We start from the raw sequence: 24,307 nt of genomic DNA, 5'->3' as shown, positions 1-24,307 counted from the left end.
CATTCCTATCAAAAAAGTAATTGCCCATAAGGTGTTCTTGTACGATTTGGCGACTTAGATTTCTAAGGAATTTCAGTCGATGCAAATCAGAAGATTAAATATATAAATTTAAATTGAAGTAGGAGTGAAGCAAGAATTAAACAAGTTATAGTCTACAACTAATTAATCTGATATTCATTGTTGATTTATAAATGTTCTTCAATTGAGAAAATGTGATTTATAATTGATGCTAATGTGTTTGTGTATGAGTTTAGCGAATTTATGACTACTACTTTTCAGAAAATAATTTACGCAAATAAAAAGTAATAGCGATTTGAATTAAAACTCAAATCGCTATTACTTAATCACATTGTCAGCTGACGTTAGTTGAATGTCAAGCTTAATTTTTTCCAGTTTTTAGTTGCTCCAGCGACGAGTTTGTTATGATTGTGTTCACTTAACCATAATTGTTGAGCATCTAAATTGAGGTCATATAAGAAAAGGAAATACTTTCCATCTTTTACAATGAACTTATTTGGATCTGGTCTAAATTTTGCACCTGCATAGATTCCAAAGGCACAAAACCCTCCATACTGAGGTTTATATTTGTTTGGATTGTTATCAAACGTCATTTTTTGTTCAACTGATGTGAAATAATAAACTATGTTTTCATGTACAGACTTAAACTCCTTTAATCCTTTTTGAGCAATTCCTAAATCTAAATATGATACTGGACTATAACCCTGTAGGTGAATGGTACTGTTATCTACATTGTTCGCCATTCTATCTTGAGCAGATAGACTAATTGTAAATAGAAATGCTAATAATACTAGTGATGCTCTTTTTAATGTTTTCATTTTTCTAATCTTAAATTGTTATTGTTTTATTATTCTGCGTTGAAATATTCTTCTTGAATTACTTTTCCTTCGTCATTCCATATTCTACGAATGATTTCATGCCAGTAAATTTTACTACCATCTTGCATGTCAAAATCGAATGTGAATTCTGAGGCAGAAACATTTCCTTCAACAAGAGAATGATGTAATGTAATACCATTTACCTTCGCGATTGCTCCAGCAAATCCTTCCATTTTAGCAACCATTCCAGCTTTGTCTGAAGTGGTTCCTCCTTGTCCATGATCTGACGTGCTAGCACTTTCAGCAAAAAATTGCTTTACAGCATCTACTACTGCTCCAGTTGAAACTACAGCGTCCATTTTTGTTACTTGATCTTTAATATTCATCTTTTTATTTTTTAGTGAATTAATACACTGCAAAGATGATTGAGAGTAAGAGTTTGAATGCTACAAAAAAAGGACTAAGAATTGTACTTTTTTATTCTAAATTCTGTGGGAGTGATTTTTGAATAGTGTTTAAAAAATCTTGAAAAATGATTTGGCTCTTCAAACCCTAATTGTCTTGATATAGAAGTAATAGATTGACCTTCAAGAATCATCAATTTAGCAGAGTTGATTAATTCTAAACGGATAAGTTGGCCTAAAGAAGTATTCATTTTAGATTGCACTTTATTAGAAAGTGTCTTGATAGAAAGGTTCATTTTATTGGCATAAAATTCCAGTGATCGTTCTTGTGTGTGATATTTTTGTAGAAGTTCTAAAATGTCTTGTGAAAACAAATCTCTGTTTTCAAAATCGAAATTTTCTCTAAACTGTTTAGGGGTTTGGCCAATAGAGTTTTTAAAAACTCTATTAAAATAGGCGTCATCTTTAAATCCCAAATCATATGAGATTTCTTGAATGTTTTTATTTGTAAATGCAACTTCTTTTAGACTCTCATTTAGTCTTTTGGAGTTCACTAAATTTTTAACTGATAATCCGATTTTATTCTTAATTAATGCTTGAGCATTATATCCTCTGTCATTTATTAGGTTTACTAAGTCGTTACTAGATAAATTATTTGAATACTCTTCGTCAATAATTTCTTTAGCATCAAAGATGACTTGATATTCTTCTTTGTTAGCTTTAAATGGGTTTTGCCAATACCATTGTTTAGAAGAGATATCTATAATGTTAGCAGAATTGTCAGTTAATGCCGTTTCAGATAGAAAGGTGTTACAATCTTCACATTCTAATAAATCTATATAACCTAAAGAAATTAAATGTTTAAATAATACTCTAACTTCATTGTCATAAAATTTACGCTCATTCGAGAATTCAATTCTTCTAACAATAAAATCATTTGATAAGAACTTAATGTATTGCCCTTTTTCTAAAAATATTGCTTTCTCTTGCCAATCAAAGTAATTCTTAAAATCGACTTGAATACTTCCTTTACCTGAAAGAATATGAATAAGAGTATGACTTTCTATAAAGTATACTTTATTAATTTCAGGTGAGAATTTTTCAACTTTTTGCATTCAGTTTGTAATGTTTGCCAACGTGTTCGTGTATGGTTTGTGGGACTAACAATCCACATCATTTTCAGTTGCAGCAAATCAGATGAATAAAGTTAATAATTTAAATTGGAGTAGAGAAGTAGCATTAATTAAATACGCTGTTGATTGTCGTTATTTCGTTTAGTCTTTTAAGTCGGATGGCTTATATTCTAATTCGAATTTATTCTGAAAGATTAAGTTGCCAAGAAACACCATATTTATCTTCACACCATCCGAATTTTTTACCAAAGCCGTAATCTCCTGAGTCGTAATTATCCAAAGGGACCATTACCTGGCCTCCATTTGAAGAAAGTTTTTCGAATAAAGTTTGTATTTCACTTTCAGAGCTGCATTCAACAAACAGTGATACTCCTGGTGTAAATGACCAAGCGTGATTAAAATTACTTTCGGAAACCTTGTACTCTGTACCATTTAAGGTAAATACTCCATATTTGATAAGTTCCGGTGTTCCTCCTGCCTCTCCTTCGAAGTATTTTATGATATTTTTAATTTCCGAATTTGGAAATATAGATGTGTAGAAATTTATTGCTTCTTCGGCCTTTCCGCATTGATCACCTACAAATGTTAGAAATGTTGTTGTTTTCATTGTTGTCCTTTCATTAATTTTCTAAAGAATTTTATCATTTGTTTGCGGTTTGTCATATTGAAGAACAACGCGTTCGTGTATGTCTTGTTTTGCCAATTCACTTCGCTAGAGTGTTACATTGAGGACTAAGATAGCAAAAAGAAATAGCGAAAAGGTAATCCGTAGGGCTTTCCGAGTAAGCATGGCAGACGCAATGAATTATATACGTTGTTGGTATTTTATTTCACTCTTTTTAACAACCAAATGCCATATGAAGTATCTGGATAATCATCATTATCCACGGGAACATTATCTGTAATTGACCATGTTCCATAAATTGAATCAAAAGCAGAATCAATATAGCCATAATGCTCAATTTCCAATTGACCATCATCCATTACTTTTTCTGAACTTCCAAAATTCTTTAATCTTGGGATTTTTGGATATTTTTTTATAAAGGAAATAAAGTCATTTTCTGAAAATCCTTTAATTTTTCCTTCAAGTGGTACGGAGTGTTCAGAATTGTCTTCTTTAACTGTACCAATAAAGCTATCGTTATTCCCTTGAAGATTGACACTAATTTTCACTCTCTGACCGAATTGTGGTAAAGGGTATCCTTCTCCATATTCATAGTAACCTTCCCAATTATCTATTAAGTTCATAAATGTTGTCTAACGTGTTCGTGTATGACTTGTGCTATCTAAAAATCACAGGATTATAGGATATAGCAAATCAGATGATTAAATTTATTAATTCAAATTGAAGTAGAAGTTCAACTTTAATTGTACAGGTTGTTAGCTGCAGTTGTCTTTCACCTTGTCCAATGCTTGAGGAAATGTATTTGTCATAAATTCCAAATGCTCATCCATGATATCTATTTCAACTGTAAGTGTGTTAGCATCCTTTCCTTTGATTAGTTTATAAGTTTCTATAGCTCCTGACCACTTTTTTGTTTCGTCATCAAGGGGTTGCTCGATTCCTCTCACAACATTTCCAATATGCTTAAACTGTATGATATTATTAGGAATGTGTTTTTCGATTAAACTGTAGATACCACTTTGGTCTGGAGCAAGGAAATGTACTTTACTGCCTTCTTTCCATTCATCAGTTACGGCATAAGACCCTTCAAAGAACACACTGGCCCATTCGCGATAACAACTCTCATTCCAGAGCGCTTTCCATATCGCGGTTTTCTCAGCCTTTATATCAATCGAAAATTTTAATCTGTTAATCATTGTTCATTTGTTGGACATTATGAAATATAAGCGTTGTTGGTAACTTTGGCAATTCACAATGTTTAACTATTTTAATTCCAAATTACTTTTCGTTCTCTTAAATTATATTTATCACCACTTTTAAGAAAATAGAATAATTGATTTTTATTGGGTAATTCCTTTAGATCGGAACCTTCTCCAGACCAGAAAGATTGATCATAGATAATAACATAACTTTTTCCTATCACTTCGAGAATATCTCCTTTAACAACGATAGCAGTGCTCTCATCAATTCCGATACCTAAAAGCTCAGGTTTATTCTTAAGAATTGTAAACATATCAAATTGTCTATTTCTTGCTAAGACGTGTTGGTCAATTGTAATATTTGAAATAAATCCGAATCCAACTTCATGGTCTCCCATCATAATTTGATTGTTTTTTGTATCTCCTCTTGCCAAATAAGAGCCTTGAATAGTTGCACCTGCAGATGAGCCAGCAATTACACCTCCTCTGTCTAATAGATTCAACAATTCTTGATGTACTTTAGTATTTAAATAGCTGTCTGCAATACGCCAATGTCTACCACCAGTAAAATAAATCCCTGTAGCTTCCTTAATTGGCTTAACAAAATCATCTGTATTAGCCATAGTAGAATCACTTGTATGTAAAATGGTAAAATTTGGAATACCATATTTTTTAAAATTAGTTTTTAGCAGCATTGTATCTATTTCGTTATTTCTAACAAACGCGGTAGGTATTACGACTATTTTAGCAGAATCTCCGCCTGCTAGTTTTCGGAATTCTGTCATAATGTTAGTATCACTAAGTTTTCCGCCTCCAATTGCTATAAGTGTTCCATTTTTACTTCCTGTAGTTATTTTAATGTCCTGCGAATTAATGATTTGCGGGAAAAGAGTAATCGTAAGAAACAGAAATGATAGTATTAGTTTTAGCATTATATATTATTATTTATAATCGAATTATTTTTTTTGAATCATGGTAGCTAACATGTTCGAGTATGCTTTGCTTAGCACGTGTGCTGAATTGGTTAGCAACTAATTTAGGATAAGCTTTACCAGTAATTAACTATACATGTTATTGGCAGTAGTTTTTTTACTATTCACTTCGTAATAAAGTCAGGATTTCTTTTTCTCCGAATCTACTCATTATGAATTGCAATGTATCTTTGTTCAATTTATTTATCTCAACTCCTATCTCTAATTTTCCAGTTGGAGTAGAATATAATAATCCATTTGAAATTTTGTAAACACCTGATTCTTCAAGTCCTGAAATTTTTGAAGAATATGTTTTATCTTTTTTGAAGTTAAAATAAACATTGTTTTTACACCTGTCTTCTCCTGTTGATTCTGTAATCCATTCAGAACACTTCCATTCTCCTTCAATTTTTTCATATTCCTCAGAATTATTACAAGAAAATAATAACAGTCCAAAAATTAATACAATTGATTTTTTCATAATATTTTATTGTTTTATTAATCTAATTTAGAATTAGGATTTTATAGTGATTAGCCAGAACTTTATTTTAGGAACCAACCGATTGCAAGTAGTACAAAGAGAATAATAGCGAGAGTTAAACCAGTTATTTTTTTCTTTTCCTTATTGAAGAACAAACTCATAGTAAATGGATTGAATTAATAGTTAACCAGGGAACATTACAATTACTGCCAACATGTTCGTATATGTTTTGTATAGCTACGAATTCGCAGGGTTTTAGCTGTTGCAAATCGTATGTTTAAAGATATAAATTAAAAATGGAGTAAAGAAATAGTACTTTCTTACCAATTTTTAATAATCACAATATACTTATGAAAACATTAATGATTTTACATTTAAATAAGTTTAATTTTTTACAACTTTTTTTGTTATTGTGCCGTTAGAAGTTTTAACACTCAATAAATATACACCTGTATTTAAGCTGGTTAGATCTATAAGTCCATCAGTTGATTTTAAGTTTAAATTTACGCCTAAAGTATTGTAAAGAATTATCTCTTTAAGTTCCAACGGATTATTGGTTTCTATAGTAATTACATTACTAGTAGGATTAGGAAAAATACGTATGGTATTTTTTAGATCTTCAAAACTTGAGATTGACAGCGTATTATCTATATGATTTTGAAAAAATAACCAAGCTTCTTCACCTGCATTAATATCCATATTTCCCCAAGCTCCAGGCCAATCATGTCCACCGCCTACAACTTCGTAATACCATACCTCATTATTATTAATACCATTTAAATACTTTGAACTATTTACAAAACTTCCGTCAGAGTTATCGATATTTGGTAATGTTTGAGTATCAACCGAAGTACATTCATTTTTTTCCACAAAATAATTTATTGTAAAGGGTATACTAGGATAAGCTCCCCATCCATCATTATTATTTGGATCTCCAGTTAATGGTGTAACATTATCTTGAGAGCCATGTATTTCAAACAAAGGTATCGGTGGACTATCATCACACTCATTTAGTATGTCTTGTATAATCATGCCAGCTACAGGTGCTACAGCCTTAAACGTATCATATGCTTGGCAAGCAAGCATGTAACACATTTCTCCTCCATTAGAAAATCCAGTTGCAAACGTATAATCAGGATTCAAATTATGAGTAGTTTGAAGATATTCGGCTAAATCAGTTAAAAAACCAACATCATTTACGGTTTCAGATTGATGAAAATCATATCCAACATTCCAAAACCGATTTCCATCCGAATCAAAGGTTCCTCTAGGATAACAAACAGCAAAACCGTATTGATTTGCAATTTGATTCATTTCAGTATAACTTCTCATACTATTAGCATCACCAGTAAAGCCATGCATAACAAATACCAAAGGCATATTCTCATTTAAATTTGAAGGCTCATGATATAAATATTGTCGGTCAATACCATCATGTTCGAATGTAATAAATTGTGCTTGAGTTATTAAATGTGAAAACAACATAACTATTATGAAAATAGTTAATTTATACTTTTGTTTCATTTTTGAGAATTTAGAATTGAATGTGCATGTAAAAAGATAAATGTAGCAATTCTAAATTGGTATTATTGATTTTGGATGAGTATTCACATATTATTGCTATCTAAGTATTCGTGTATGATTTGTATGACCTAGAATCCGTAGTATTTTTGGTTTATGCAAATCAGATGATTAAATATATAAATTTAAATTGAAGTAGAAGTGAAGCATTGATTATACACGTTGTTAGCCTTTCGTTTTATTTTCAGTTCACAGAATAAAGTATTATTGCCTAATGCGAATTGGGATATCTCATAAAAATTGTTTTGGCAGTAAAGTAATAATAATTGTGGTTTTTGGTATTTTCGTTACTTTAACTGTTGTAATATACTTTTAGAGATAGCATTTGTTACAGAACCCGTATGCTTTGTAGTCTTGTTTTCGACTAACATAATACTACATTCTTTTTTAGAACTAACACGATGATTTACACCACGTTTCACAATAAATAAATCACCCTTTTTCATGATGAACGGCTCTTCGTTTTCTATTTGGAATAGGAGTTTGCCTTTAATAATATAAAACAGTTCTTCTTCATTTTGGTGATTGTGCCAAGGAACTATGTCGCCTTTTATTTTTACAATTTTCACAAAGACATCATTTACTTCTCCTATAATTTTTGGAGAAAAATAATCTTGAATTTGATCCAATTTTTTAAAGATATTCATAGTTTAAAACATATTAAAAAACGTTAGAAACTCTTGTTTAACTTTTCCTGCACTTTAGTTTTATCTGTTTTTTTAAGAATAAAAAGAGCAATAATAAATAAGGGTAGACATATAAGTATAGAACTGAGTGATGCCGGTTCTTGTGTCACTTTGCTATTGAAATTTGGTAAAAATTGAATTGAAAAGAAAAAATTAATTAGGGCATGCGTAATAACTAGTGGAATCATTTTATTAGTTTTTAGCAGTATTGCACCAAAAAAGAAACCAATAAACGTTGCAAAAACAACTTGGATTATTACAGGTGTTATTGGTCCGTCGCTGAAAAGATTGAAGAGATGAAATAGGCCAAATGCAAAAGCTGGGATAAAAGTACCTAAAAATAATCCTGATTTTAGCGAAATGTATTTCTTGATGAATAAGGCTTGAAGTACACCTCTAAATAAAAACTCTTCGGCAAATCCTACAGCTAACATGCTTAGTAATAACAAGACAATGTTTGGTAATTCTATTTTGGTTAAATCTGCTGATATTATTGATACTATACCTAGAAGCATTAAATAAATAGGAATTAAATTTAAAGATTTAAACTCCCACTTATAAATAGCCGAGAGCCCTCCGATAACGTTTAAGTTCCATTTTTTAATTAGCATATACCCAATTAGAGCTAACATGCTCATTTTTATGGATAGATTAATATATTCTGCTTGAAAGCTTGATAATGATAAGCTTAAAAGAATTCCTTTTAGAGGGATTAAACTTACCATCCCAATAATGGCTAGCAGTATTGCTGTAAAAAGAAAAGGAGATCTAGTTTTAATATCTAACATGATATTGTTTTTATATTTTATTCGTGGTTATTTGTATACGTTGTTGGCAACAGTTATCTTATTCTCTTTATTAATTCTTTAAGGCTTTCAATATTCAAGTCACTTGTGTGTTTTGCAATTAAATTCCCTTGAGCGTCATAAAAATAAGTGGTTGGTAAAGCGGTAATTTCATTAAGCCCATATTCAGATAGTTTTTTAGAACTCTTCAAGAAATTGAAACTATAAGGTTTAGAGTTAGCGAAAGACGTAATTTTCTCTATCGATTCATCAGAAATCATTACAAAGTTTACTTCATTGCCCAAACGTTGTTTTACTTCTTCGAAGTATGGAAATTCTTTATGACAAGGAGCACACCAAGTTGCCCAATAATTAACAACAAGAGGCTTTCCTTGATATTTGGCTAGTTCTATTTTATTTCCTTTTAAATCTTGTACTTCTAGCTGGTCTATTGATATATTTGGTGTTACAATAAACTTACTATAAAGAATTACAACTGTTATAATTAAAATAACACAACCTATTGCAAACCCTTTCCAAAACGACTTCTTAACCATAATAATCTTATTCTAATATTAATACTAGTATCAGTAACACTAAAAGTAGTACTACAAATCCTGTTAATGAGCCTATTAAAAAGCTTACTTTTTTACCAATTTTCATCTTATCTAATTAAATATAGAATTCAAGCAATAGTTATTATACTTAAATTTTTTTGTACAAAGGAAAGTAATTAATATATTTACTGCAAGTACTTACTATTTTGTACACTACATACTAAAAGTATAGTAATGCTGATATACAGGTAATTAAAATCAAATAAAATTGAAAAATAATAAGGAAGTCGTTCATTGTATTGTCGATTATGGTTTCAAAAGAGTTGGAGGAAAATATAAAGGACGCATATTATGGGTGCTTAGAGATAGTGTTTTAAGATATGGAGAATTAAAACGAGCGATTGTTGGAGTTACTCCAAAAATGTTAACCCAAACCCTCCGAGAGTTAGAAGTTGACGAGTTGGTTTCAAGAAAAGTGTATTTAGAAGTGCCCCCAAAAGTTGAGTATGCTTTAACTAAATCAGGCCAAGAATTAATTCCTTTTATTGAGCAACTAAGAATTTGGGCTAAAAATCAAATGGAGCAAAAAAATATTACGGTAAATTCATTATAGACTTAATGTGTTTTTTCTTAAAATGAAAGTATTAACTTCAGTATTCTTTTTCAAGTTGCCTCACTTTTTAAAAGGGTTTTATAGTTGGTTAATAGGCTGTCATGGTGAAGGCTAACGGCTTCGTGTATGATTTGTGGGACATAGAATTCGCAGGATTTCAGTTGTAGCAAATCAGTTGTTTAAATATATCAATTTTAATTGAAGTAGGAGTGAAGCAATTAATTATACACGTTGTTAGCGGTTGGCTATTTTCTTGTTCAAAATGAAGATTTAAATACTGCTTTAAATTTTTTGTTATCGTCTATTAAAATCAATCCTTTTTCAGATATTTTTATTTTTAAATCCTGCATGCCATCATTTTGGTGACCATTAATAAAAAATTCATTTTCATTTATGGGTGTTAATTTTACTTTTTGAATAGCGCTTGTTCTAATGTCATCATCCATAAACATACCTTGAATTTGATTCACTGAGTTAATTGCTATCACAAAACCTACATCTTCTTTTTCAAAATGAAATCTAATATTTACTGTTTTAACAGCTTCTCCTTCAACTTTATAAATATTATAAGATTTGAATTCTCCGGCTTGTTTTATGAAATAAGCCCACATTCCTTTTAATTGCTGCTTACCTTCCTCTGAGGCAAAGAAGCCTTTCATATCATCACTAGAATAATCGATAAGCCCTTCGAATTTTTGGGTGCTCATAGCATTCGCAAAAAACAAAGCAGTTTCACTAGGTTTATTGTCTTCTTTGGCATCTCTTGAAAATTTATAGGTAAAAACTGACCAAGATTCTGTACCTATTGTTTCAAGTGAATAATCATCACCTTGTTTAGATAGAATTAATGAATGATTGGTGTCTATCATATATGTTCTTCTAAAGTCTGCAGTATTTTGGTTATTAATCTTAATCGCTACTGGTAGTAATTCTGGATTTTTACCTTGTAAAACTGCAATAACTTTATCAATTATTTCTCCATCAACAAACTGGCCTTTACCTTGAAATGTACTTTCTGTAATTAGATCCGTAGAAGTTGCATTGGATAGGATGATTATTTTAATATTTTTTTGAGGTAATGACCCTATTATGGAAGTAAAACCTGGAAGTAAACCGGTATGGTTAATCCATTTTTCTCCCCCTTTATTTTCAATTCTCCAACCTAATCCGTATTCCGAATTATTAACGCCTCTAGATTGTGTATAGCTGTAAAGCTTATCTACAGACGCCGGTTTTAATAATGTTCCGTTTTCTAAAGCTTCCATAAAATTATATAAATCATTGGTAGTAGAATTAATATCTCCACCACCAGTTATCCAAGAGGAGTGAATGGAGTTACTCAGTCTTTTAAACTCATTCATACCTAAGCCTGTATGTGGAAAAGCTCTTTGGTTTAAGGCTTTATAAGCGTTAACAGCCGTGTTTTTCATGTTAGCAGGTTTAAAAACAGCTTGTTCCATGTAGTCAGCATATGACTGTTTAGTTACATTTTCAATAATATATGCTAAAAGCGTATATCCAAAATTATTATATTCATAAGCTGTTCCCGGTTCAAATTTCAGTTTTGAATTTTTAAATTTTTCAAAAAGTTCATTTAATGTAATCGGATTTTCTCCAGGCATTACACCATTACCTTGATCGTCTATTCTACCTACATTGGCTTGCATACCAGAACTATGGTTTAATAAATGGCGAATTGTGATTTTCTTAGAAAAATCAGGAATAAAACTTGGGAAATAAGTGCTAATTGGCGTTTCTAATGTAAGCTCGCCCTGGTCAACTAACTTCATTATTCCCACAGCGGTCAATGGTTTAGTAACAGAAGCAATCCTAAATATGGAATTTCCTGTATTCTTTTTGTGATTTTCCGCATCAGCATCACCAAAGCTTTTTCTATAAATAATGTTATCGTTTTGGCTTATTAATACGTTCCCTATAAAACGATTATAATGCGTATAACTTTCAAATACCTCGTTGATGTTTTTTTCTAATTTTTTATTTGAACCTGTTTGACTAAATGAATTAAACCCAAGGATTAATACTATTATGACAGCTATTGATTTCCTCATTTTTTTAATGTTTTATGATTAATATGAAGCAATAGTAATGCGTTACTATTGTAAAATAAAATGAAAGTGATTGTTTGGTTCTTTATTGTGGTGGATGCTCTAAACGATGTGAAATAGCATAAACTTCACAGTAATATTCAGTTTGGTCACTTTAAGCATCCATTTTATCCCTTTACGGATTTGGAAAGCGATTAAAACTCTATTTTTGATACTTAAACAGTTAAAATGAAAAAGTATCTAGAATTAATAATGCATATTTTAATTTGGGGAATTTTCTATTTTTTAATTTTAAATTATGTGAATACCATATCTGATTTCAGGAAAGATGCAGGTCCATTTTGGCTTGCAATATTGTTTGGAATGCTTATGAACCAAGTTATATTTTATTCTACCGCTTTTTTTATTGTTCCTAGATTTTTACGATTGAAAAAAATGCCACTTTTAATCATTACCTTAATAAGCACTTTTGTTATCATAAATTTGTTTGAAAGCTTTATTGACTATTATTGGTTGGTTGGTTTTTTCTCCAGTGAGAGTGAGTCTTATCTGAGTTATTTAGGCTATAATGCAACGAGTAGTTTTTTTATCCTCTTACTTGGTTTATCATATGCCTTAATTAAATATTGGTTTCAAAGTGAAAAACTGAAACGAATTTTATATGAAGAGAAACTAACTACAGAAATGGCTTTTTTGAAATCTCAAATAAACCCTCACTTTTTGTTTAATGTGCTCAATAGTTTTTATTCTAAGGCCTTAAAAAACAATGTACCCGAATTGGCAGATGGCATTGCGAAATTAGCAGAGTTGATGCGCTATATGGTGTATGAAACTAATGAAGATAGCGTGCCATTGGAAAAAGAAATTCATCATCTCAAGAAATTTATTCAGGTATATCAGTTACGCATTGCAGAAGACGATGATGTGTTTATAAATTTCGCTATAAAGGGAGCAGTTGAAAACGTAAAAATAAGCCCTATGTTGCTTATTCCATTTGTTGAAAACGCTATTAAACATGGTATAGACACAAAGGCTAAATCCATAATAGATATATCTTTAGAGGTAACTCAAAATAAATTATCCTATAAAGTTACCAATACAATGCATCAAGCCATTTATGGTTTGAAGGATAGTGCCTCTGGTTTCGGTCTTGATAATTTAAAAAAAAGACTGTCTATTCTGTATCCCAACTTATATACTATGGAAACAAAAGAGGAAAAAGGATATTTTATATCTTTACTTGAACTGAAATTTGATTAACTATTTTATGAATTATATAATAATTGACGATGAACCAGATGCTATTGATGTTCTTAAATTTCATCTAAGTAATATTCCTTTTATGGAATTAAAAGCAACATTTAGAGATCCTATGGACGCTCTTGAATATCTTCAAAAGTATACAGTTGATCTTCTTTTCTTAGATATCAATATGCCTAAATTATCTGGAATTAGTTTTCCCAAGTTTTTACAAAAACAGCCACTTATTATTTTCACAACAGCGTATTCAGAATATGCATTAGAAAGTTATGAACTTAAAGCTGTGGACTATCTATTAAAGCCTATTGAATTTGATCGATTACTTCAGGCAGTAATGAAAGCAAAACTAGCATTAAATCAGAATAAAGTAACTGTAGAAACAAGTCCTGAAACTTCTCATTCTGTATCTGAACAAACCGTTTTTATCAAAAGCGGTTCGGAATTTCATCAATTACCCATTCAAAATATAAAATACATAGAAAGTGAGGGTAATTATGTAACGTTCCATACTGCAAAGCGTTCTATTCTAGCACGTTATAAAATTTCAGAAGTAAAAGAATTATTGCCTCAACAGTTCTTTGTAAGAATACATCGCTCCTATATTATTGCAACAAAACATATAGAAACGGTCAAAAAACATTGTGTGATCATAGATGGGAATGAGATTCCAATAAGTAGTAATTATAGAGAAAGCTTTTTAGCTATAATAGACAGTATAAGCAAGAAGAGAAATAATTAAACCTAAAGGCAATTAATTTTATCATCTATTTGTTGACGCTAACCGCTAACGTGTTCGTACATGATTTGTGCGACTTAGAATCCGCAGGATTTTCAGTTGTAACAAATCAGATGATTAAAGATATAAATTTAAATTGAAGTAGGAGGTTAGAATTGATTATACACGTTGTTGTGCTTTCGTTTTTAAAATGTAAATATCATTCCAATTTCTTTATTCTCGACCCTTTAATTAAAAGCCATAACATAAATATCAATTCTCCCATTGTAAAAATAAATAGGAAGCTTGTATCTATTTCAGGAAAAAGAAAAGCACTCAGATTGTCAATCATCCAACTTAATCCAGCTAGAATTAAAATAGCTCCAAATATTTTTGGGATATAAGTGGCCTTATATACTAAGTAACCAAGTAATATTAGATATAATCCAAAAACTATTAACCCAAAACTACCTTCAACTCTAAAGGCTTTTATGTTTAGAAAAATATCATCATTTATTTTGCCAATTCCTGTATGCTTTAAATGTTCGATGGATTTTGCGATACTCAATATCTTTAAGAGGTTATATAATGCAATGAAATACATTGCAGTATAAATTAATCTAAACCAAGCTGTCAATAGAGATAAACTTTTATTTACAGGTTTTAGAAATATATATAATGCCCAAGCAGCAACAACATCTGCAATAAGGGTTATTAGAATTAAAAAAATAGCAATACTAAATAAATGCTTATTATTTATAATGTTTTCAGCTGTTTTTGTCGCATTACTATAATCAATAAGTTTCGGAAATATAGAAAACTCAGCAAAGGGTGTTGTCAGTATCATAACAAACAAACTTATTCCTGCAATTAATGCTGCTTTTGATAATGATATATCCGTTTTTCTATTAGTAATAGTAGTTATTGATTTCATCGTTATTTATTCTTTTCAAGTAAGACTTAATTTCTGAAGACTTGTTACAAAATGAAAAATCATACTAGTTCTAAATGAAGCACAACGTGTTCGTGTATGGTTTCGTTGCGATTGCACTAAGATAACAAAAAAAAGACAGCGTAGAGAATTCCAAAATAGCCTTTAAACAGCTTGGCAATGAATTAAACACGTTGTTAGCCTTTCGCTATTTTAATAATTAAATTCTATTTGTTTATTGGTTTAGTTAGCTCAATTATTTTATCTAGCGTCTCTTTTAGTATTTTTAATTCTCCACTAGATGTTAATATTTGATCAACAAAATCGTGTCTTGATTTTACTTTATATTCAAACTCCAAAGTTTGTAAAACTGCAAAATTGTTCCGTGAATCTTTAAGGTTAAAATTCCAATCAAAATGTTTAGACATATAAGGATCGTATTGATTCCAAACATAATTTCTAGAATACTGTTCTTCTTCTTGATAATCCTCTACTAAATCATTCCAAGATATTAAAAGGTTACGTAAGCTTTTATCATTAATAATATCAAAAGAAGAGGTACTCATAAGTGCATTAATACTTGATTGAGAAGGATTAAATGTGTGACCTCCATAAGAATCCCAAAGGTATACTGATAATGAATCTAAAACTTCTGGTTCTGGTTTTGATTTTATTGGAAAGAGGCTCATGATTTTAGAGCAGCTAAAATGTATTTTTCTATGCCAGTAAAGAACCGAATCTAATTGCATTTTGTTTTCATTAAACTCCTTATGAATGTTTGCTAATACAATTTTTTCCTTGTTAGATTTTAGTCGGTTTTCATTCCAATCATTTATTGAGAGAGCAATCAAAATTCCAATAACCACAAGAATAACTTCGCCAATTGCATACTTCAAGTACTTTCCAGTTTTGTTTTTTCCCATAAGGTCGTATCGTATTTTTCTAAAGAATTTTATCATTAGTTAGTGATTGGTTTTAATGAAGGCTAACGTGTTCGTGTATGGTTTCGTTACGTGAGTACTAAGTTAGCAAAAAGAAACAGCGTAGAAAAGATTAAACACCCTTAAGCAATGAACTACAAACGTTCTTGGCTAACGTTTTTATTTCAATTCATATTCTTTTCGGAATACAAACTCAATCGGTTTCCCATTTGATTCCATTCCATGGTATTCAAATAACATTTCATTTGTTGAGTTTTGGTTTTTTTCTCCAAATAAAAATGAAATTGAATTCCGATCAGTTAAGTTTCGTTTTTTTAGTTCAGCGATAAGTTCATCGAAAAAATATTCAGAGTCGAGTAAGTCGTCTTTATATTCAGTCAGTTTATTCAGTTCCAGCTTGCTAAACCACCAACTTTCCATAAAATCCTCATCGTAATATAGTAATCCAGAATCTTTTGCGAATTTCGATTCAGATTCGTCTTCATTTTCATAATCAAAATTCAGGTAGTTTTGATAGAGTTCATTTTCGGATTCAAAAGTCCCAATCCAAACACAAATTATCTTTATAGTCATCGATTCTCAAATATTAATTATACACGTTGTTATGTGCAGTTTTAATTCTTTTATTAATAATCATTGGATTCCAATACGTTTTTATCCAATATAATGTTTATTAGATTCCATTATGTTTTCGGATTTAAAAAAAGATAGCAGCTAAGAGTAAAACTTAAATTTTAGTTCTTAACTGCTGTTTTTACAAGTTCTTATGTGCTTTTTTTAGGTCTTAATTTGCTTTAGTATATGTATCGATATAAATAGAAGTTTCACTGTTAAATGTTTCTTCATATCTTAATTTAAGTGTTGTAGCATTTAGTTCTATTATTTCTTCACTATAAAAATCGGTTGCGTCATTTATATCAGAAAAGGTAAGAATATTGCCATCAATTGAATAGTTTTCAGTTGATGTAAAGGCTTGAGTACATGGACTGCCAGAATAATCAATTTGCTCGACTTGCATTCCATCATAAATAAAAGTTTCTAATAATTCGCATTCAGATAAAGGTCCAGAATCCAGAGCATTTTCAGATTGTGCAGTCCAAGTCCATGAACCTATTATTAATTCTGCATTAGTCAAAGATGTGTCTGTGTTATCATCATCACTATCGCAAGAGAATATTAATCCTAGCGTTAATACTAAAAATATTCGGGTAATTTTTTTTACTTGTTTCATTCTTTGTTTTAATGTTAATTTTTAGGTTTTTTGTCAAATCAAACACAACGTGTTAGTGTATGATTTGTGCGGAAAATTCAGTTTAGAATTTTCCGAGAAGTGAATATACAAAAATGTGGGAAAAGTTCATCTTCTTAACCAGCTAAGCATTGAATATACTTTGTTGACTATAGTTTTTAGCTCTTTATACTTTATAAAATTTTGTATTTGATAATCATTTTTTCAATTTGAAGCCTGTGCCTTAAAACATGAACAATTGCGTGTTCTATGATGGCTTCTAAATCGTAAGTTGTCCAAGAAGTTTTGATTATTGTATTCATTAATTGGTTATAAGTCAGGTGCCATTTATCTTCAAAAGTTTCAATAGTATATTGAAACATTTTATCAAGTTCAAATATGCCTTGTTCAGTTTTTGTGATTTCTATTTTAGGAATTACATAACTATTTCCAAACCTTTTTCTAATATGATTTGCATAAACATATCCAGAACGAGTAATATGTAAAACTAAATTTTTTACTGATTGAAAATCTGTATTAACGTCTTTGCTATATACTTTTTTGAATTCATCATCAGGAATCTTAAGCATCAGAGTTTTTAATTCCTCAAGAGCTTTTTCATATTCATCAGTTAAAGCTCCGATTGCACCATTTCTATATGTTTTTTGCATTTTAATTCTGAATTTCCTTAATTACTGCCAACGTGTTCGTGTATGATTTGTCGGACCTCGAATCCACAAGATTTTTAGTTGTAGCAAATCAGTTGTTTAAAGATATAAATTTTAAATGGAGTAGAAGTAAAGCATTAATTATACAAGGTGTTGTACTCTGTATTTTATTTAGTTTCCAAATCCCGTTTACTGCAAATAAACTTCCAATGGAATTCCGTTTGGATCACGAAAATAGAATGCATAATACGATTCTGAATATTCAGGATATTTTTTCGGTTCATGAGTGATTTTTACATTCAGTTTAGTAATCAGTTCATAAATTTTATCAACTTCCGTTTCGCTATTCAATTCAAATGCCAAATGGTCTAATCCGACATTACGGACAAATTTTTCACTTGTTTTAGCTCGATCATACCGTATATAAAGATTATGTTCGCCCTGTTTATAAGATTTCATTGTTCCCAAATCTCCTTCTGTAACGTGGTCAATTTCAAATCCCATTTCGGTCAGTAATTTGTCATAAAATAATTCGGAATCATTAAATTCTTTTACGTTAAAAATTATATGTCCGATTATCGCTTTCATAGATTTTTATTGATTTGGTATATTGTGTACAACGTGTTCGTGTATGGTTTCGTTGGGTTTGGTACTAAGATAGCAAATAGGAGTGAGCCCATTGTTCAGCAGCGAGGAAATTCCGAAGGGAATTTCAGATGCAATGAATTTTACACGTTGTTGGGAGTAGTTGTTGTTTTATTGCCTTAGTTTTTCTATAACCTTTGTACTTACCCAAAAAATATCTACATTTTCAAAATCGTCTGATCCTACATTTCTACTAAAGAAAAGGTATTTACCATCTGGCGTTATACTTGCAGAAGCTTCCCAAGCGTTAGTGTTTATTTTATCTCCCAAATTAATTCCATTACCCCAAGTGCCATCTTTTTGTTTAAAACTGATATAAATATCAGATTCACCAAAACCATCTTCCCTTTCAGCATCAAATAATAAATACGATTCATCTGGAGCTATAAAAGGATGGCTTAAAAAAGTTCCTGTGTTTATTGCTTTGGGCAAAGCTATAGGTTCTTCATGCTTTCCATCTATCAAACGTGAATAGCGAATTGGAAAAGTTGAATCATTCTCTTTATAGGTGTCAAAATAATACGTACCATTTGCAGATGATGAGAGACGCATAATATACATAGAATCATTACTTACAGTAGGAGGTTCAAGATTTTGTAATTCGGACCATCCAGATTCCGTTCTTTTTAGATATCTATCACCTAAATGCATGGTTTCACCGTCTGGAGCTATTACTGGTCGTCCTATCCATGGAGATGCTACTTCTGATTTTTCCCACATCCCATTAATTTCATTGTATTTGTATTCGTAAAAAGCTGATTTTTTATTTTCTTCTCCTCTTCTAATAAAATAAAATGCCTTCATATCTGGGGTAAATGCACCATCGTATTCATAAATTTCTGTAGACACAAGACCTGGAGCAAATGGTATAGGAGTTAATCCTGGTGGTTTTTGACCAAGATATGGGTTTTCTATGGTCAAAGAATCATTTTCTTGTGCATTCGAATTCTCAGTTTTACAAGCACTTAAAAATATTACAGATAGCAATACTGAGAATTTAATTATGAGGTTTTTCATTTCTTAGTTTGTTTTAATAACTGCCAACGTGTTTGTGTATAATTTGTTGCGTTTGTTACTAAGATAGCAAAAAGGGAAGAACGTGCGGGAAATCCGCCAGGATTTCTCGATAAACGCATAAACAGCCACGCAATGAATTATACACGTTGTTGGTAGTTGCTTAGTCATTTCATTATTACAAGTTTTCGAGTTGCAATAATATTATTATTTGATAGTAGTTTAGCGATATAAATACCATTCGAAAACTCATCAGCATTCAAGCTAATAGAAGATTGTCTTTCATTGATATTTAGTGTTATTATTTTTTGACCGTTTAAATTAAATATCACAATTTTATTAAGTTCAGCTGTACTTTTAAATGAAAAGGTAGTTTCAGAACTAAATGGGTTTGGATAATTTAAAAAGGATGGCTTTGGATTGTCAAAGTCAGATACACTTAAATTATCATCTATCAATAATTTTAATGCAACTGGTCTATGGTCAGAAATGTTTTCATCATATTCTATCCATCCACCAGTTAAATATTCGTCTATTTTAATGGTTTGGATGTGAGATTCAATATCTTGAAATTCATTAAATAATTCATTAGTTATTATTATATGATCAAGATGTGAAGGCCATGACGGAAAAGACCATTCAGAATTATTACCTGCCGCAATTTCATAATCTGTAAACAAATAATTGTCAGAATCATCCAAAATCATTTGAAACACATTATTTTGGGTGTCATCCAATAAGTTATCATTTAGGTCTCCTAAAACGATAACATTTTCATTAGTAAAATTGGCGTCAATATATTCTTTCAACAAATTATTAGCAAAATACCTTCTTGTTTCTTCGTCATTATTAATTGGGATGTTTAAAATTCCATCACCACAACATTTGAAATGATTATTTATAATAATAAACCGTTCACCCATGTAATCCAAATCCATTATCATAGGTGATCTAGGAAAATAATTCCAAAATTCTGAAGTGGTATATATTTCATAAAGACTGTTGATTTGTATGCTATCTGTTTTGTAGATATATGCTAAACCACCAAACCATAAAGACTCTAAGTAGCCATCATATGAACTTAATTCACTAATCATTTGATTAAAGGCATTGATGTCATTGACTTCTTGTATTGCTAGTATATCGACATCTAAGGCTTCAATTAGATCGATGACATAACTTACTGTTATTTGACCGTTTTTAGGGAATTGTTCTATATTCCAGGTTATTATTTCAAATGTGTCATCTGAACCGAATGATAAATCCTCAATGCCTTGCGCTATCATATATTGAAAGCCAAAGAATTGAAGCAATAATATAAAGACAAGACGATTCATACTGACTTAAAAATTAGTTCTGCTTTAGAAGTTACTACCAACGTGTTCGTGTATGGCTTGTTGCGTTGGCAGGAACTAAGTTAACAAAAGAAAACGAACCAGAGGAAATTCCGTAGGAATTTCCAAGTAGGCTATGACCAGCAATTGGTTATACACGTTGTTAGCTGTAGTTATTTTAGTTTTTCACCTAACTTAATTACTTTTTTCAACCATGTATTTCGAGCATCTAAAGTTGAACTTATAATTGGTGAAATATAGGTCACTTTTATAGGTCCTATTCCACAATATTCAAGTGTTCCTTTTTTAAATTGTTTTAAAGCAGGTCTTTTCATAATTATATAATCATACCATTTTGGTGTGTCTGTTGTGATTATAATCCTAGAAGTTTTTCCTTTTAATAAGCCAATTGGAGCCGACTTTCCTTCAATAAAGTCAAAAGTTATTCCTGGAAGGAATGTCCTATCTATGAAGCCTTTCATTAAAGCGGGTAATCCAGCCCACCACAATGGAAAAAACCAAACGATATGATCAGCTATTTTTATTTTATCAATTGCATCTTTCAAATCTGGTTCTAGTTCGGTTCTTTGACGATATCCAAATCTTAAATTGGGATTAAAGTCAAGCTCAGAAATATTGATTGTGTCAATGACTGCATTTGTTTTATTTGCACCGCTCTTATAGGCATCGTATAAAGCATAATTGTAGCTCTGCTTATCGGGATGTCCATTAATTATTAAAATTTGTCTCATAATTTGTTCTTTATTTTTTACAAAGAACAGCAAGATGAAATTCATTAGAAAGGACATTTGTCTAATTCGATATCAACTTTCTTATGCGACTTAAATGTCGTTGAGTAATTCCTAAATAGGAGGATAGATAGTTTAGAGGTATTAATTGTAAATATTGAGGGTCGTTTGTTATCAAATCTTGATACCGTTTCTCAGCGCTTTCTTTTTGCAATAAAAAAATTCTTTTTTCCATTTTTATATATTCTTGCTCAGCAATGAATTTAAAAAACTTAAGCCAATTAGTGCTTGAGTTCTCTAGTTTTAAAATTTCATTTCTTGAAATAGTTAACAATTCAATATCTGACAAGGCCTGAATATTCTCTACCGTTTTGGTTTGTGATAAAAATGAAGAATAAGCACTAACAAAGGAATTGGAAAAAGTAAAGCAGTACGTTACTTCTTCTTCTGAAGATGAATAATAGAATGACCTAAATAACCCAGAAATCACAAACGCTACTTCTTTACAAGTTTTTCCTTCTTGGATAAAAAAATCACCTTTCTCCAGCTTTTTATAAGTTACTTTACTTTCAAATAAATCAATTTCATCATTCGATAGTATGTTAAATGATTTTAAGTAGTTTCTCATTTTTTTAATTACTGCCAACGTGTTCGTGTATGGTTAGTTGCGTTGGCTAGCAACTAAATTAGTAAAAGAAATCGAATCAGAGGGAAATCCGCAGGGTTTTCCGAGTACACACAAAGTAAACAATGGGTTATACACGTTGTTAGCAAACGTTTTTTTTAAATGAATTTTTTTTAGTCCTCTACTATGATAAATGGTTTATTAATCATAAAAACTCCAATCCATAAGAACCAAATTATTTGACTAATTCCGAAAATTTCTGTGAAAATTTCTAATGGATAAATGGTTAGAATTCCTGCTATTCCAACTAAAATTCCAAGAAAAATTAATGGTTTTGAAAATAATTGTCCTTTCAAGGCAATGATGCTAAGTAATAACACCCAAATTCCTCCGACAATTTCGTTTCCTCCGCCAAGCCCTTCAGAAATAATACTAACGCTAGACCAAACTAACATTGCATTCTCTGGGTCTTTAATTCCAATTCCGATTACAGAATTTAGGCCTATGTTTGCTATCATTCCACTGGCGATAACTAGTCCGACCCAAATTATTCCAAAAGCAGAAGCTAATTTTGAAAAGATTGGCGAGTAGCTTTTTAATCGTTGATGAATTGCAAGAACTAATATCGCTAATAAAATTCCAAATAATACGTAGCAAACAAGATTCAATATTGACAAAGTGAGGTGATTGTCAGATAAGAAATTCAATTCCTCTACTATACTAGCGTTTGCATTTGGGTAAACTAATATGCCACCATAAACAATGAACGCAAAAATGTAGATTAGGGCTTCAAGAATTGCACATATTCCGCCTATTTTTTGTATTTTTTTTAATTCCATATTGTTAAACCCTTTTCACTCAAGACGATTTTATTTCGATGTTGTTACAAGGTTCTTAAATGTATGCTAACGTGTTCGTGTATGATTTGTGCGACCTAGAATCCGCAGGATTTTTGGTTGTAGCAAATCAGTTGAATAAATATATAAATTTAAATTGGAGTAGAGAAGTAGTATTAATTATACACGTTGTTGTACAGCGTTTTTTGAGAGTTTAGTTTTTTGAAGCCAATTCCGCTATTTTCCTTGTAAGTTTGGTTGGCGAGTTACAAAGGCAATTTGTTAATCCAATCACATAAATATCTAAATCAGGTAAATAAACACCCATTGACTTGAAACCAAAAACTGCACCTCCATGTTCAAAAGTCCGATTGTTGTTTATGGTTTTAATATGCCAGCCATAACCATAGTTAGTATGCTCTCCGTTATTCAATGTATAATTCGTAAAAGCTTTTTCGGTTGTTTCTTTACTTATTAAAAGGTTGTTTTTTATCGCTTCTTGCCACTTAAACATATCATCAACTGTAGACATCAAACCACCACCAGAATAAGCTAAAGTAAGACTAAAATTCATTCTGTTAATATAACTATCATTCTTTTGGTACCCTGAAGCTCTATTTTGAATTACCTCTCTCTGACTTGCATATTGTGAGGCTGTCATCTTTAATTTATTAAAAATTTGTTTCTCAACAAAATTAGCATAAGGCTGTCCAGTTACTTTTTCAATGATATAACCTAATATCACATATCCTGAATTATTGTATTTATATTTTTCCCCAGGAACAAAATCGATTGGCTCGTTTTTAGAAAATTCAATTAACTCTAAAGGAGTCAAATCTTTTTGTGAAATTGAATTTAGACCTTTGACCTTAGTATAATCTTTAATCCCTGAAGTATGTGTTAACAAGTGATGTATTGTTATTTTATTCCCATTTGTAGGATAATCAGGAATAAACTTGGTTATTTCGTCATCCAAATTCAGTTTGCCTTTTTCCACAAGCATTAAAATGGATATTGCAGTGAACTGTTTTGTCAAAGAACCTATTTTGATGACATTGTCGGTTTTCATTGGAACATTTAACTCAAGATTTGCAAGACCAAATGCTTTTTTATAAATGACACTTCCATTTTTAGAAATAAGGAAAGTTGCTCCAGGAGCATTGTCTGGATATTTTTCCTGCAATAAACTATCAATTTTGGTTAAATTCTGTGCATAGCATATTGATTGTGAATTAAGGGATAAAACAGTAACTATTAATAATAGATACTTTAAATAAACTGCTTTTTTCATTATTTTGCTATTTCTAAATGTTATTTGCTCGTTGGACGACAAATCAAACTTTTAGGTTACAAAAAAAAGCAAATTGAAATTATTGATTAAAATTATAGAATTTGAATAGTTTTTTTAAATGTCTTGTCCTGAA

28 protein-coding genes are annotated in these 24,307 nt (G+C 30.6%); 3 read left to right on the top strand and 25 right to left on the bottom strand.

The window, feature by feature from the left end; genetic code table 11:
* Window positions 1-362: 362 nt before the first annotated feature.
* The 12 genes from RH81_RS02080 to RH81_RS02025 all read right to left on the bottom strand — a co-directional run bounded on the left by RH81_RS02080 (window position 363) and on the right by RH81_RS02025 (window position 9,258).
* Entirely contained in the window at window positions 363-836 is a 474-nt protein-coding gene (locus RH81_RS02080; RefSeq protein ID WP_033956971.1) for a YHS domain-containing (seleno)protein, read from the bottom strand.
* A gap of 29 nt (window positions 837-865) precedes the next feature.
* Complete coding sequence (locus tag RH81_RS02075; protein ID WP_033956968.1) at window positions 866-1,222, bottom strand: hypothetical protein; 357 nt, start codon at window positions 1,220-1,222, stop codon at window positions 866-868.
* Between the two features lie 74 nt (window positions 1,223-1,296).
* Window positions 1,297-2,355, bottom strand: coding sequence for a helix-turn-helix domain-containing protein (locus tag RH81_RS02070; protein ID WP_033956965.1), 1,059 nt, complete (start codon window positions 2,353-2,355; stop codon window positions 1,297-1,299).
* A 199-nt stretch (window positions 2,356-2,554) separates the two neighbouring features.
* Complete coding sequence (locus RH81_RS02065; RefSeq protein ID WP_033956962.1) at window positions 2,555-2,980, bottom strand: VOC family protein; 426 nt, start codon at window positions 2,978-2,980, stop codon at window positions 2,555-2,557.
* Window positions 2,981-3,198: 218 nt separating this feature from the next.
* Window positions 3,199-3,621 carry a hypothetical protein gene (locus RH81_RS02060; RefSeq protein WP_033956954.1) on the bottom strand — a complete coding sequence of 141 codons (423 nt, stop codon included), beginning with the start codon at window positions 3,619-3,621 and terminating at the stop codon, window positions 3,199-3,201.
* Window positions 3,622-3,753: 132 nt separating this feature from the next.
* Entirely contained in the window at window positions 3,754-4,194 is a 441-nt protein-coding gene (locus tag RH81_RS02055; RefSeq protein ID WP_033956951.1) for a hypothetical protein, read from the bottom strand.
* Window positions 4,195-4,265: 71 nt separating this feature from the next.
* The gene (locus RH81_RS02050; protein WP_033956948.1) at window positions 4,266-5,129 is read right to left on the bottom strand and encodes a cyanophycinase; all 864 of its coding nucleotides are present in this window, start codon (window positions 5,127-5,129) and stop codon (window positions 4,266-4,268) included.
* Between the two features lie 160 nt (window positions 5,130-5,289).
* On the bottom strand, window positions 5,290-5,649 hold the full coding sequence (locus tag RH81_RS02045; protein ID WP_033956947.1) for a lipocalin-like domain-containing protein: 360 nt from the start codon (window positions 5,647-5,649) through the stop codon (window positions 5,290-5,292).
* Between the two features lie 384 nt (window positions 5,650-6,033).
* Window positions 6,034-7,173 (bottom strand): T9SS type A sorting domain-containing protein, encoded by a 1,140-nt coding sequence (locus RH81_RS02040; protein WP_052172384.1) that lies wholly within the window; start codon window positions 7,171-7,173, stop codon window positions 6,034-6,036.
* Between the two features lie 344 nt (window positions 7,174-7,517).
* Window positions 7,518-7,877 (bottom strand): cupin domain-containing protein, encoded by a 360-nt coding sequence (locus tag RH81_RS02035; RefSeq protein ID WP_033956946.1) that lies wholly within the window; start codon window positions 7,875-7,877, stop codon window positions 7,518-7,520.
* 23 nt (window positions 7,878-7,900) lie between these two features.
* Window positions 7,901-8,704 (bottom strand): CPBP family intramembrane glutamic endopeptidase, encoded by an 804-nt coding sequence (locus RH81_RS02030; RefSeq protein ID WP_081988168.1) that lies wholly within the window; start codon window positions 8,702-8,704, stop codon window positions 7,901-7,903.
* A 53-nt stretch (window positions 8,705-8,757) separates the two neighbouring features.
* Window positions 8,758-9,258: a TlpA family protein disulfide reductase gene (locus tag RH81_RS02025; protein ID WP_033956944.1), complete on the bottom strand. Its 501-nt coding sequence runs from the start codon at window positions 9,256-9,258 to the stop codon at window positions 8,758-8,760.
* Window positions 9,259-9,526: 268 nt separating this feature from the next.
* On the opposite strand from RH81_RS02025, the gene RH81_RS02020 reads away from it, so the two are divergent.
* Window positions 9,527-9,871 (top strand): winged helix-turn-helix transcriptional regulator, encoded by a 345-nt coding sequence (locus RH81_RS02020; RefSeq protein WP_033956943.1) that lies wholly within the window; start codon window positions 9,527-9,529, stop codon window positions 9,869-9,871.
* Between the two features lie 257 nt (window positions 9,872-10,128).
* On the opposite strand, the gene RH81_RS02015 is transcribed toward RH81_RS02020, so the two are convergent.
* Window positions 10,129-11,940 (bottom strand): serine hydrolase, encoded by a 1,812-nt coding sequence (locus RH81_RS02015; RefSeq protein ID WP_033956937.1) that lies wholly within the window; start codon window positions 11,938-11,940, stop codon window positions 10,129-10,131.
* Between the two features lie 225 nt (window positions 11,941-12,165).
* On the opposite strand from RH81_RS02015, the gene RH81_RS16300 reads away from it, so the two are divergent.
* Both RH81_RS16300 and RH81_RS02005 read left to right on the top strand, forming a co-directional pair.
* Entirely contained in the window at window positions 12,166-13,197 is a 1,032-nt protein-coding gene (locus RH81_RS16300) for a sensor histidine kinase (RefSeq protein ID WP_052172383.1), read from the top strand.
* A 7-nt stretch (window positions 13,198-13,204) separates the two neighbouring features.
* Window positions 13,205-13,936 (top strand): LytR/AlgR family response regulator transcription factor, encoded by a 732-nt coding sequence (locus tag RH81_RS02005; protein ID WP_033956929.1) that lies wholly within the window; start codon window positions 13,205-13,207, stop codon window positions 13,934-13,936.
* A 196-nt stretch (window positions 13,937-14,132) separates the two neighbouring features.
* On the opposite strand, the gene RH81_RS02000 is transcribed toward RH81_RS02005, so the two are convergent.
* The 12 genes from RH81_RS02000 to RH81_RS01945 form a co-directional block, all read right to left on the bottom strand.
* Window positions 14,133-14,846, bottom strand: coding sequence for a DUF4386 domain-containing protein (locus RH81_RS02000; RefSeq protein WP_052172382.1), 714 nt, complete (start codon window positions 14,844-14,846; stop codon window positions 14,133-14,135).
* 224 nt (window positions 14,847-15,070) lie between these two features.
* The gene (locus RH81_RS17110) at window positions 15,071-15,802 is read right to left on the bottom strand and encodes a DUF6090 family protein (protein ID WP_152604768.1); all 732 of its coding nucleotides are present in this window, start codon (window positions 15,800-15,802) and stop codon (window positions 15,071-15,073) included.
* 141 nt (window positions 15,803-15,943) lie between these two features.
* Window positions 15,944-16,357, bottom strand: coding sequence for an immunity 22 family protein (locus tag RH81_RS01990; RefSeq protein WP_033956924.1), 414 nt, complete (start codon window positions 16,355-16,357; stop codon window positions 15,944-15,946).
* Window positions 16,358-16,568: 211 nt separating this feature from the next.
* On the bottom strand, window positions 16,569-17,015 hold the full coding sequence (locus RH81_RS01985) for a lipocalin-like domain-containing protein (RefSeq protein ID WP_033956921.1): 447 nt from the start codon (window positions 17,013-17,015) through the stop codon (window positions 16,569-16,571).
* A gap of 191 nt (window positions 17,016-17,206) precedes the next feature.
* A complete protein-coding gene (locus RH81_RS16290; RefSeq protein ID WP_052172380.1) occupies window positions 17,207-17,683 on the bottom strand; it encodes a DinB family protein in 477 nt (158 codons plus the stop codon).
* A gap of 186 nt (window positions 17,684-17,869) precedes the next feature.
* Window positions 17,870-18,268: a VOC family protein gene (locus RH81_RS01975; RefSeq protein WP_033956917.1), complete on the bottom strand. Its 399-nt coding sequence runs from the start codon at window positions 18,266-18,268 to the stop codon at window positions 17,870-17,872.
* Window positions 18,269-18,436: 168 nt separating this feature from the next.
* Entirely contained in the window at window positions 18,437-19,342 is a 906-nt protein-coding gene (locus tag RH81_RS01970; RefSeq protein ID WP_052172379.1) for a TolB-like translocation protein, read from the bottom strand.
* A gap of 164 nt (window positions 19,343-19,506) precedes the next feature.
* Window positions 19,507-20,676, bottom strand: coding sequence for an endonuclease/exonuclease/phosphatase family protein (locus tag RH81_RS01965; RefSeq protein WP_081988167.1), 1,170 nt, complete (start codon window positions 20,674-20,676; stop codon window positions 19,507-19,509).
* 170 nt (window positions 20,677-20,846) lie between these two features.
* Window positions 20,847-21,425: an NAD(P)H-dependent oxidoreductase gene (locus tag RH81_RS01960; protein WP_033956912.1), complete on the bottom strand. Its 579-nt coding sequence runs from the start codon at window positions 21,423-21,425 to the stop codon at window positions 20,847-20,849.
* A gap of 61 nt (window positions 21,426-21,486) precedes the next feature.
* Window positions 21,487-22,050, bottom strand: coding sequence for a Crp/Fnr family transcriptional regulator (locus RH81_RS01955; RefSeq protein ID WP_033957128.1), 564 nt, complete (start codon window positions 22,048-22,050; stop codon window positions 21,487-21,489).
* 170 nt (window positions 22,051-22,220) lie between these two features.
* Entirely contained in the window at window positions 22,221-22,886 is a 666-nt protein-coding gene (locus tag RH81_RS01950; protein WP_033956910.1) for a DUF4386 family protein, read from the bottom strand.
* Window positions 22,887-23,097: 211 nt separating this feature from the next.
* Window positions 23,098-24,174 (bottom strand): serine hydrolase domain-containing protein, encoded by a 1,077-nt coding sequence (locus RH81_RS01945; protein ID WP_033956908.1) that lies wholly within the window; start codon window positions 24,172-24,174, stop codon window positions 23,098-23,100.
* Window positions 24,175-24,307 lie beyond the last annotated feature (133 nt).

It is taken from the genome of Psychroserpens jangbogonensis, assembly GCF_000797465.1.
Taxonomy (GTDB): Bacteria; Bacteroidota; Bacteroidia; order Flavobacteriales; family Flavobacteriaceae; genus Psychroserpens; species Psychroserpens jangbogonensis.
Note: the sequence above shows the minus strand (reverse complement) of the source record. Positions and strands in the feature narration are given on the sequence as shown.

Coding starts and splice junctions, on each gene's coding strand:
- RH81_RS02065 (WP_033956962.1), bottom strand. CDS start 2,980: ATGAAAACAACAACATTTCTAACATTTGTAGGTGATCAATGCGGAAAG.
- RH81_RS16300 (WP_052172383.1), top strand. CDS start 12,166: ATGAAAAAGTATCTAGAATTAATAATGCATATTTTAATTTGGGGAATT.
- RH81_RS01970 (WP_052172379.1), bottom strand. CDS start 19,342: ATGAAAAACCTCATAATTAAATTCTCAGTATTGCTATCTGTAATATTT.
- RH81_RS02015 (WP_033956937.1), bottom strand. CDS start 11,940: ATGAGGAAATCAATAGCTGTCATAATAGTATTAATCCTTGGGTTTAAT.
- RH81_RS02005 (WP_033956929.1), top strand. CDS start 13,205: ATGAATTATATAATAATTGACGATGAACCAGATGCTATTGATGTTCTT.
- RH81_RS02035 (WP_033956946.1), bottom strand. CDS start 7,877: ATGAATATCTTTAAAAAATTGGATCAAATTCAAGATTATTTTTCTCCA.
- RH81_RS02070 (WP_033956965.1), bottom strand. CDS start 2,355: ATGCAAAAAGTTGAAAAATTCTCACCTGAAATTAATAAAGTATACTTT.
- RH81_RS02080 (WP_033956971.1), bottom strand. CDS start 836: ATGAAAACATTAAAAAGAGCATCACTAGTATTATTAGCATTTCTATTT.
- RH81_RS16290 (WP_052172380.1), bottom strand. CDS start 17,683: ATGCAAAAAACATATAGAAATGGTGCAATCGGAGCTTTAACTGATGAA.
- RH81_RS02055 (WP_033956951.1), bottom strand. CDS start 4,194: ATGATTAACAGATTAAAATTTTCGATTGATATAAAGGCTGAGAAAACC.
- RH81_RS01945 (WP_033956908.1), bottom strand. CDS start 24,174: ATGAAAAAAGCAGTTTATTTAAAGTATCTATTATTAATAGTTACTGTT.
- RH81_RS02025 (WP_033956944.1), bottom strand. CDS start 9,258: ATGGTTAAGAAGTCGTTTTGGAAAGGGTTTGCAATAGGTTGTGTTATT.
- RH81_RS01960 (WP_033956912.1), bottom strand. CDS start 21,425: ATGAGACAAATTTTAATAATTAATGGACATCCCGATAAGCAGAGCTAC.
- RH81_RS02060 (WP_033956954.1), bottom strand. CDS start 3,621: ATGAACTTAATAGATAATTGGGAAGGTTACTATGAATATGGAGAAGGA.
- RH81_RS02075 (WP_033956968.1), bottom strand. CDS start 1,222: ATGAATATTAAAGATCAAGTAACAAAAATGGACGCTGTAGTTTCAACT.
- RH81_RS17110 (WP_152604768.1), bottom strand. CDS start 15,802: ATGATAAAATTCTTTAGAAAAATACGATACGACCTTATGGGAAAAAAC.
- RH81_RS02040 (WP_052172384.1), bottom strand. CDS start 7,173: ATGAAACAAAAGTATAAATTAACTATTTTCATAATAGTTATGTTGTTT.
- RH81_RS01975 (WP_033956917.1), bottom strand. CDS start 18,268: ATGAAAGCGATAATCGGACATATAATTTTTAACGTAAAAGAATTTAAT.
- RH81_RS02000 (WP_052172382.1), bottom strand. CDS start 14,846: ATGAAATCAATAACTACTATTACTAATAGAAAAACGGATATATCATTA.
- RH81_RS01985 (WP_033956921.1), bottom strand. CDS start 17,015: ATGAAACAAGTAAAAAAAATTACCCGAATATTTTTAGTATTAACGCTA.
- RH81_RS01990 (WP_033956924.1), bottom strand. CDS start 16,357: ATGACTATAAAGATAATTTGTGTTTGGATTGGGACTTTTGAATCCGAA.
- RH81_RS02050 (WP_033956948.1), bottom strand. CDS start 5,129: ATGCTAAAACTAATACTATCATTTCTGTTTCTTACGATTACTCTTTTC.
- RH81_RS02030 (WP_081988168.1), bottom strand. CDS start 8,704: ATGTTAGATATTAAAACTAGATCTCCTTTTCTTTTTACAGCAATACTG.
- RH81_RS02045 (WP_033956947.1), bottom strand. CDS start 5,649: ATGAAAAAATCAATTGTATTAATTTTTGGACTGTTATTATTTTCTTGT.
- RH81_RS01965 (WP_081988167.1), bottom strand. CDS start 20,676: ATGAATCGTCTTGTCTTTATATTATTGCTTCAATTCTTTGGCTTTCAA.
- RH81_RS01950 (WP_033956910.1), bottom strand. CDS start 22,886: ATGGAATTAAAAAAAATACAAAAAATAGGCGGAATATGTGCAATTCTT.
- RH81_RS01955 (WP_033957128.1), bottom strand. CDS start 22,050: ATGAGAAACTACTTAAAATCATTTAACATACTATCGAATGATGAAATT.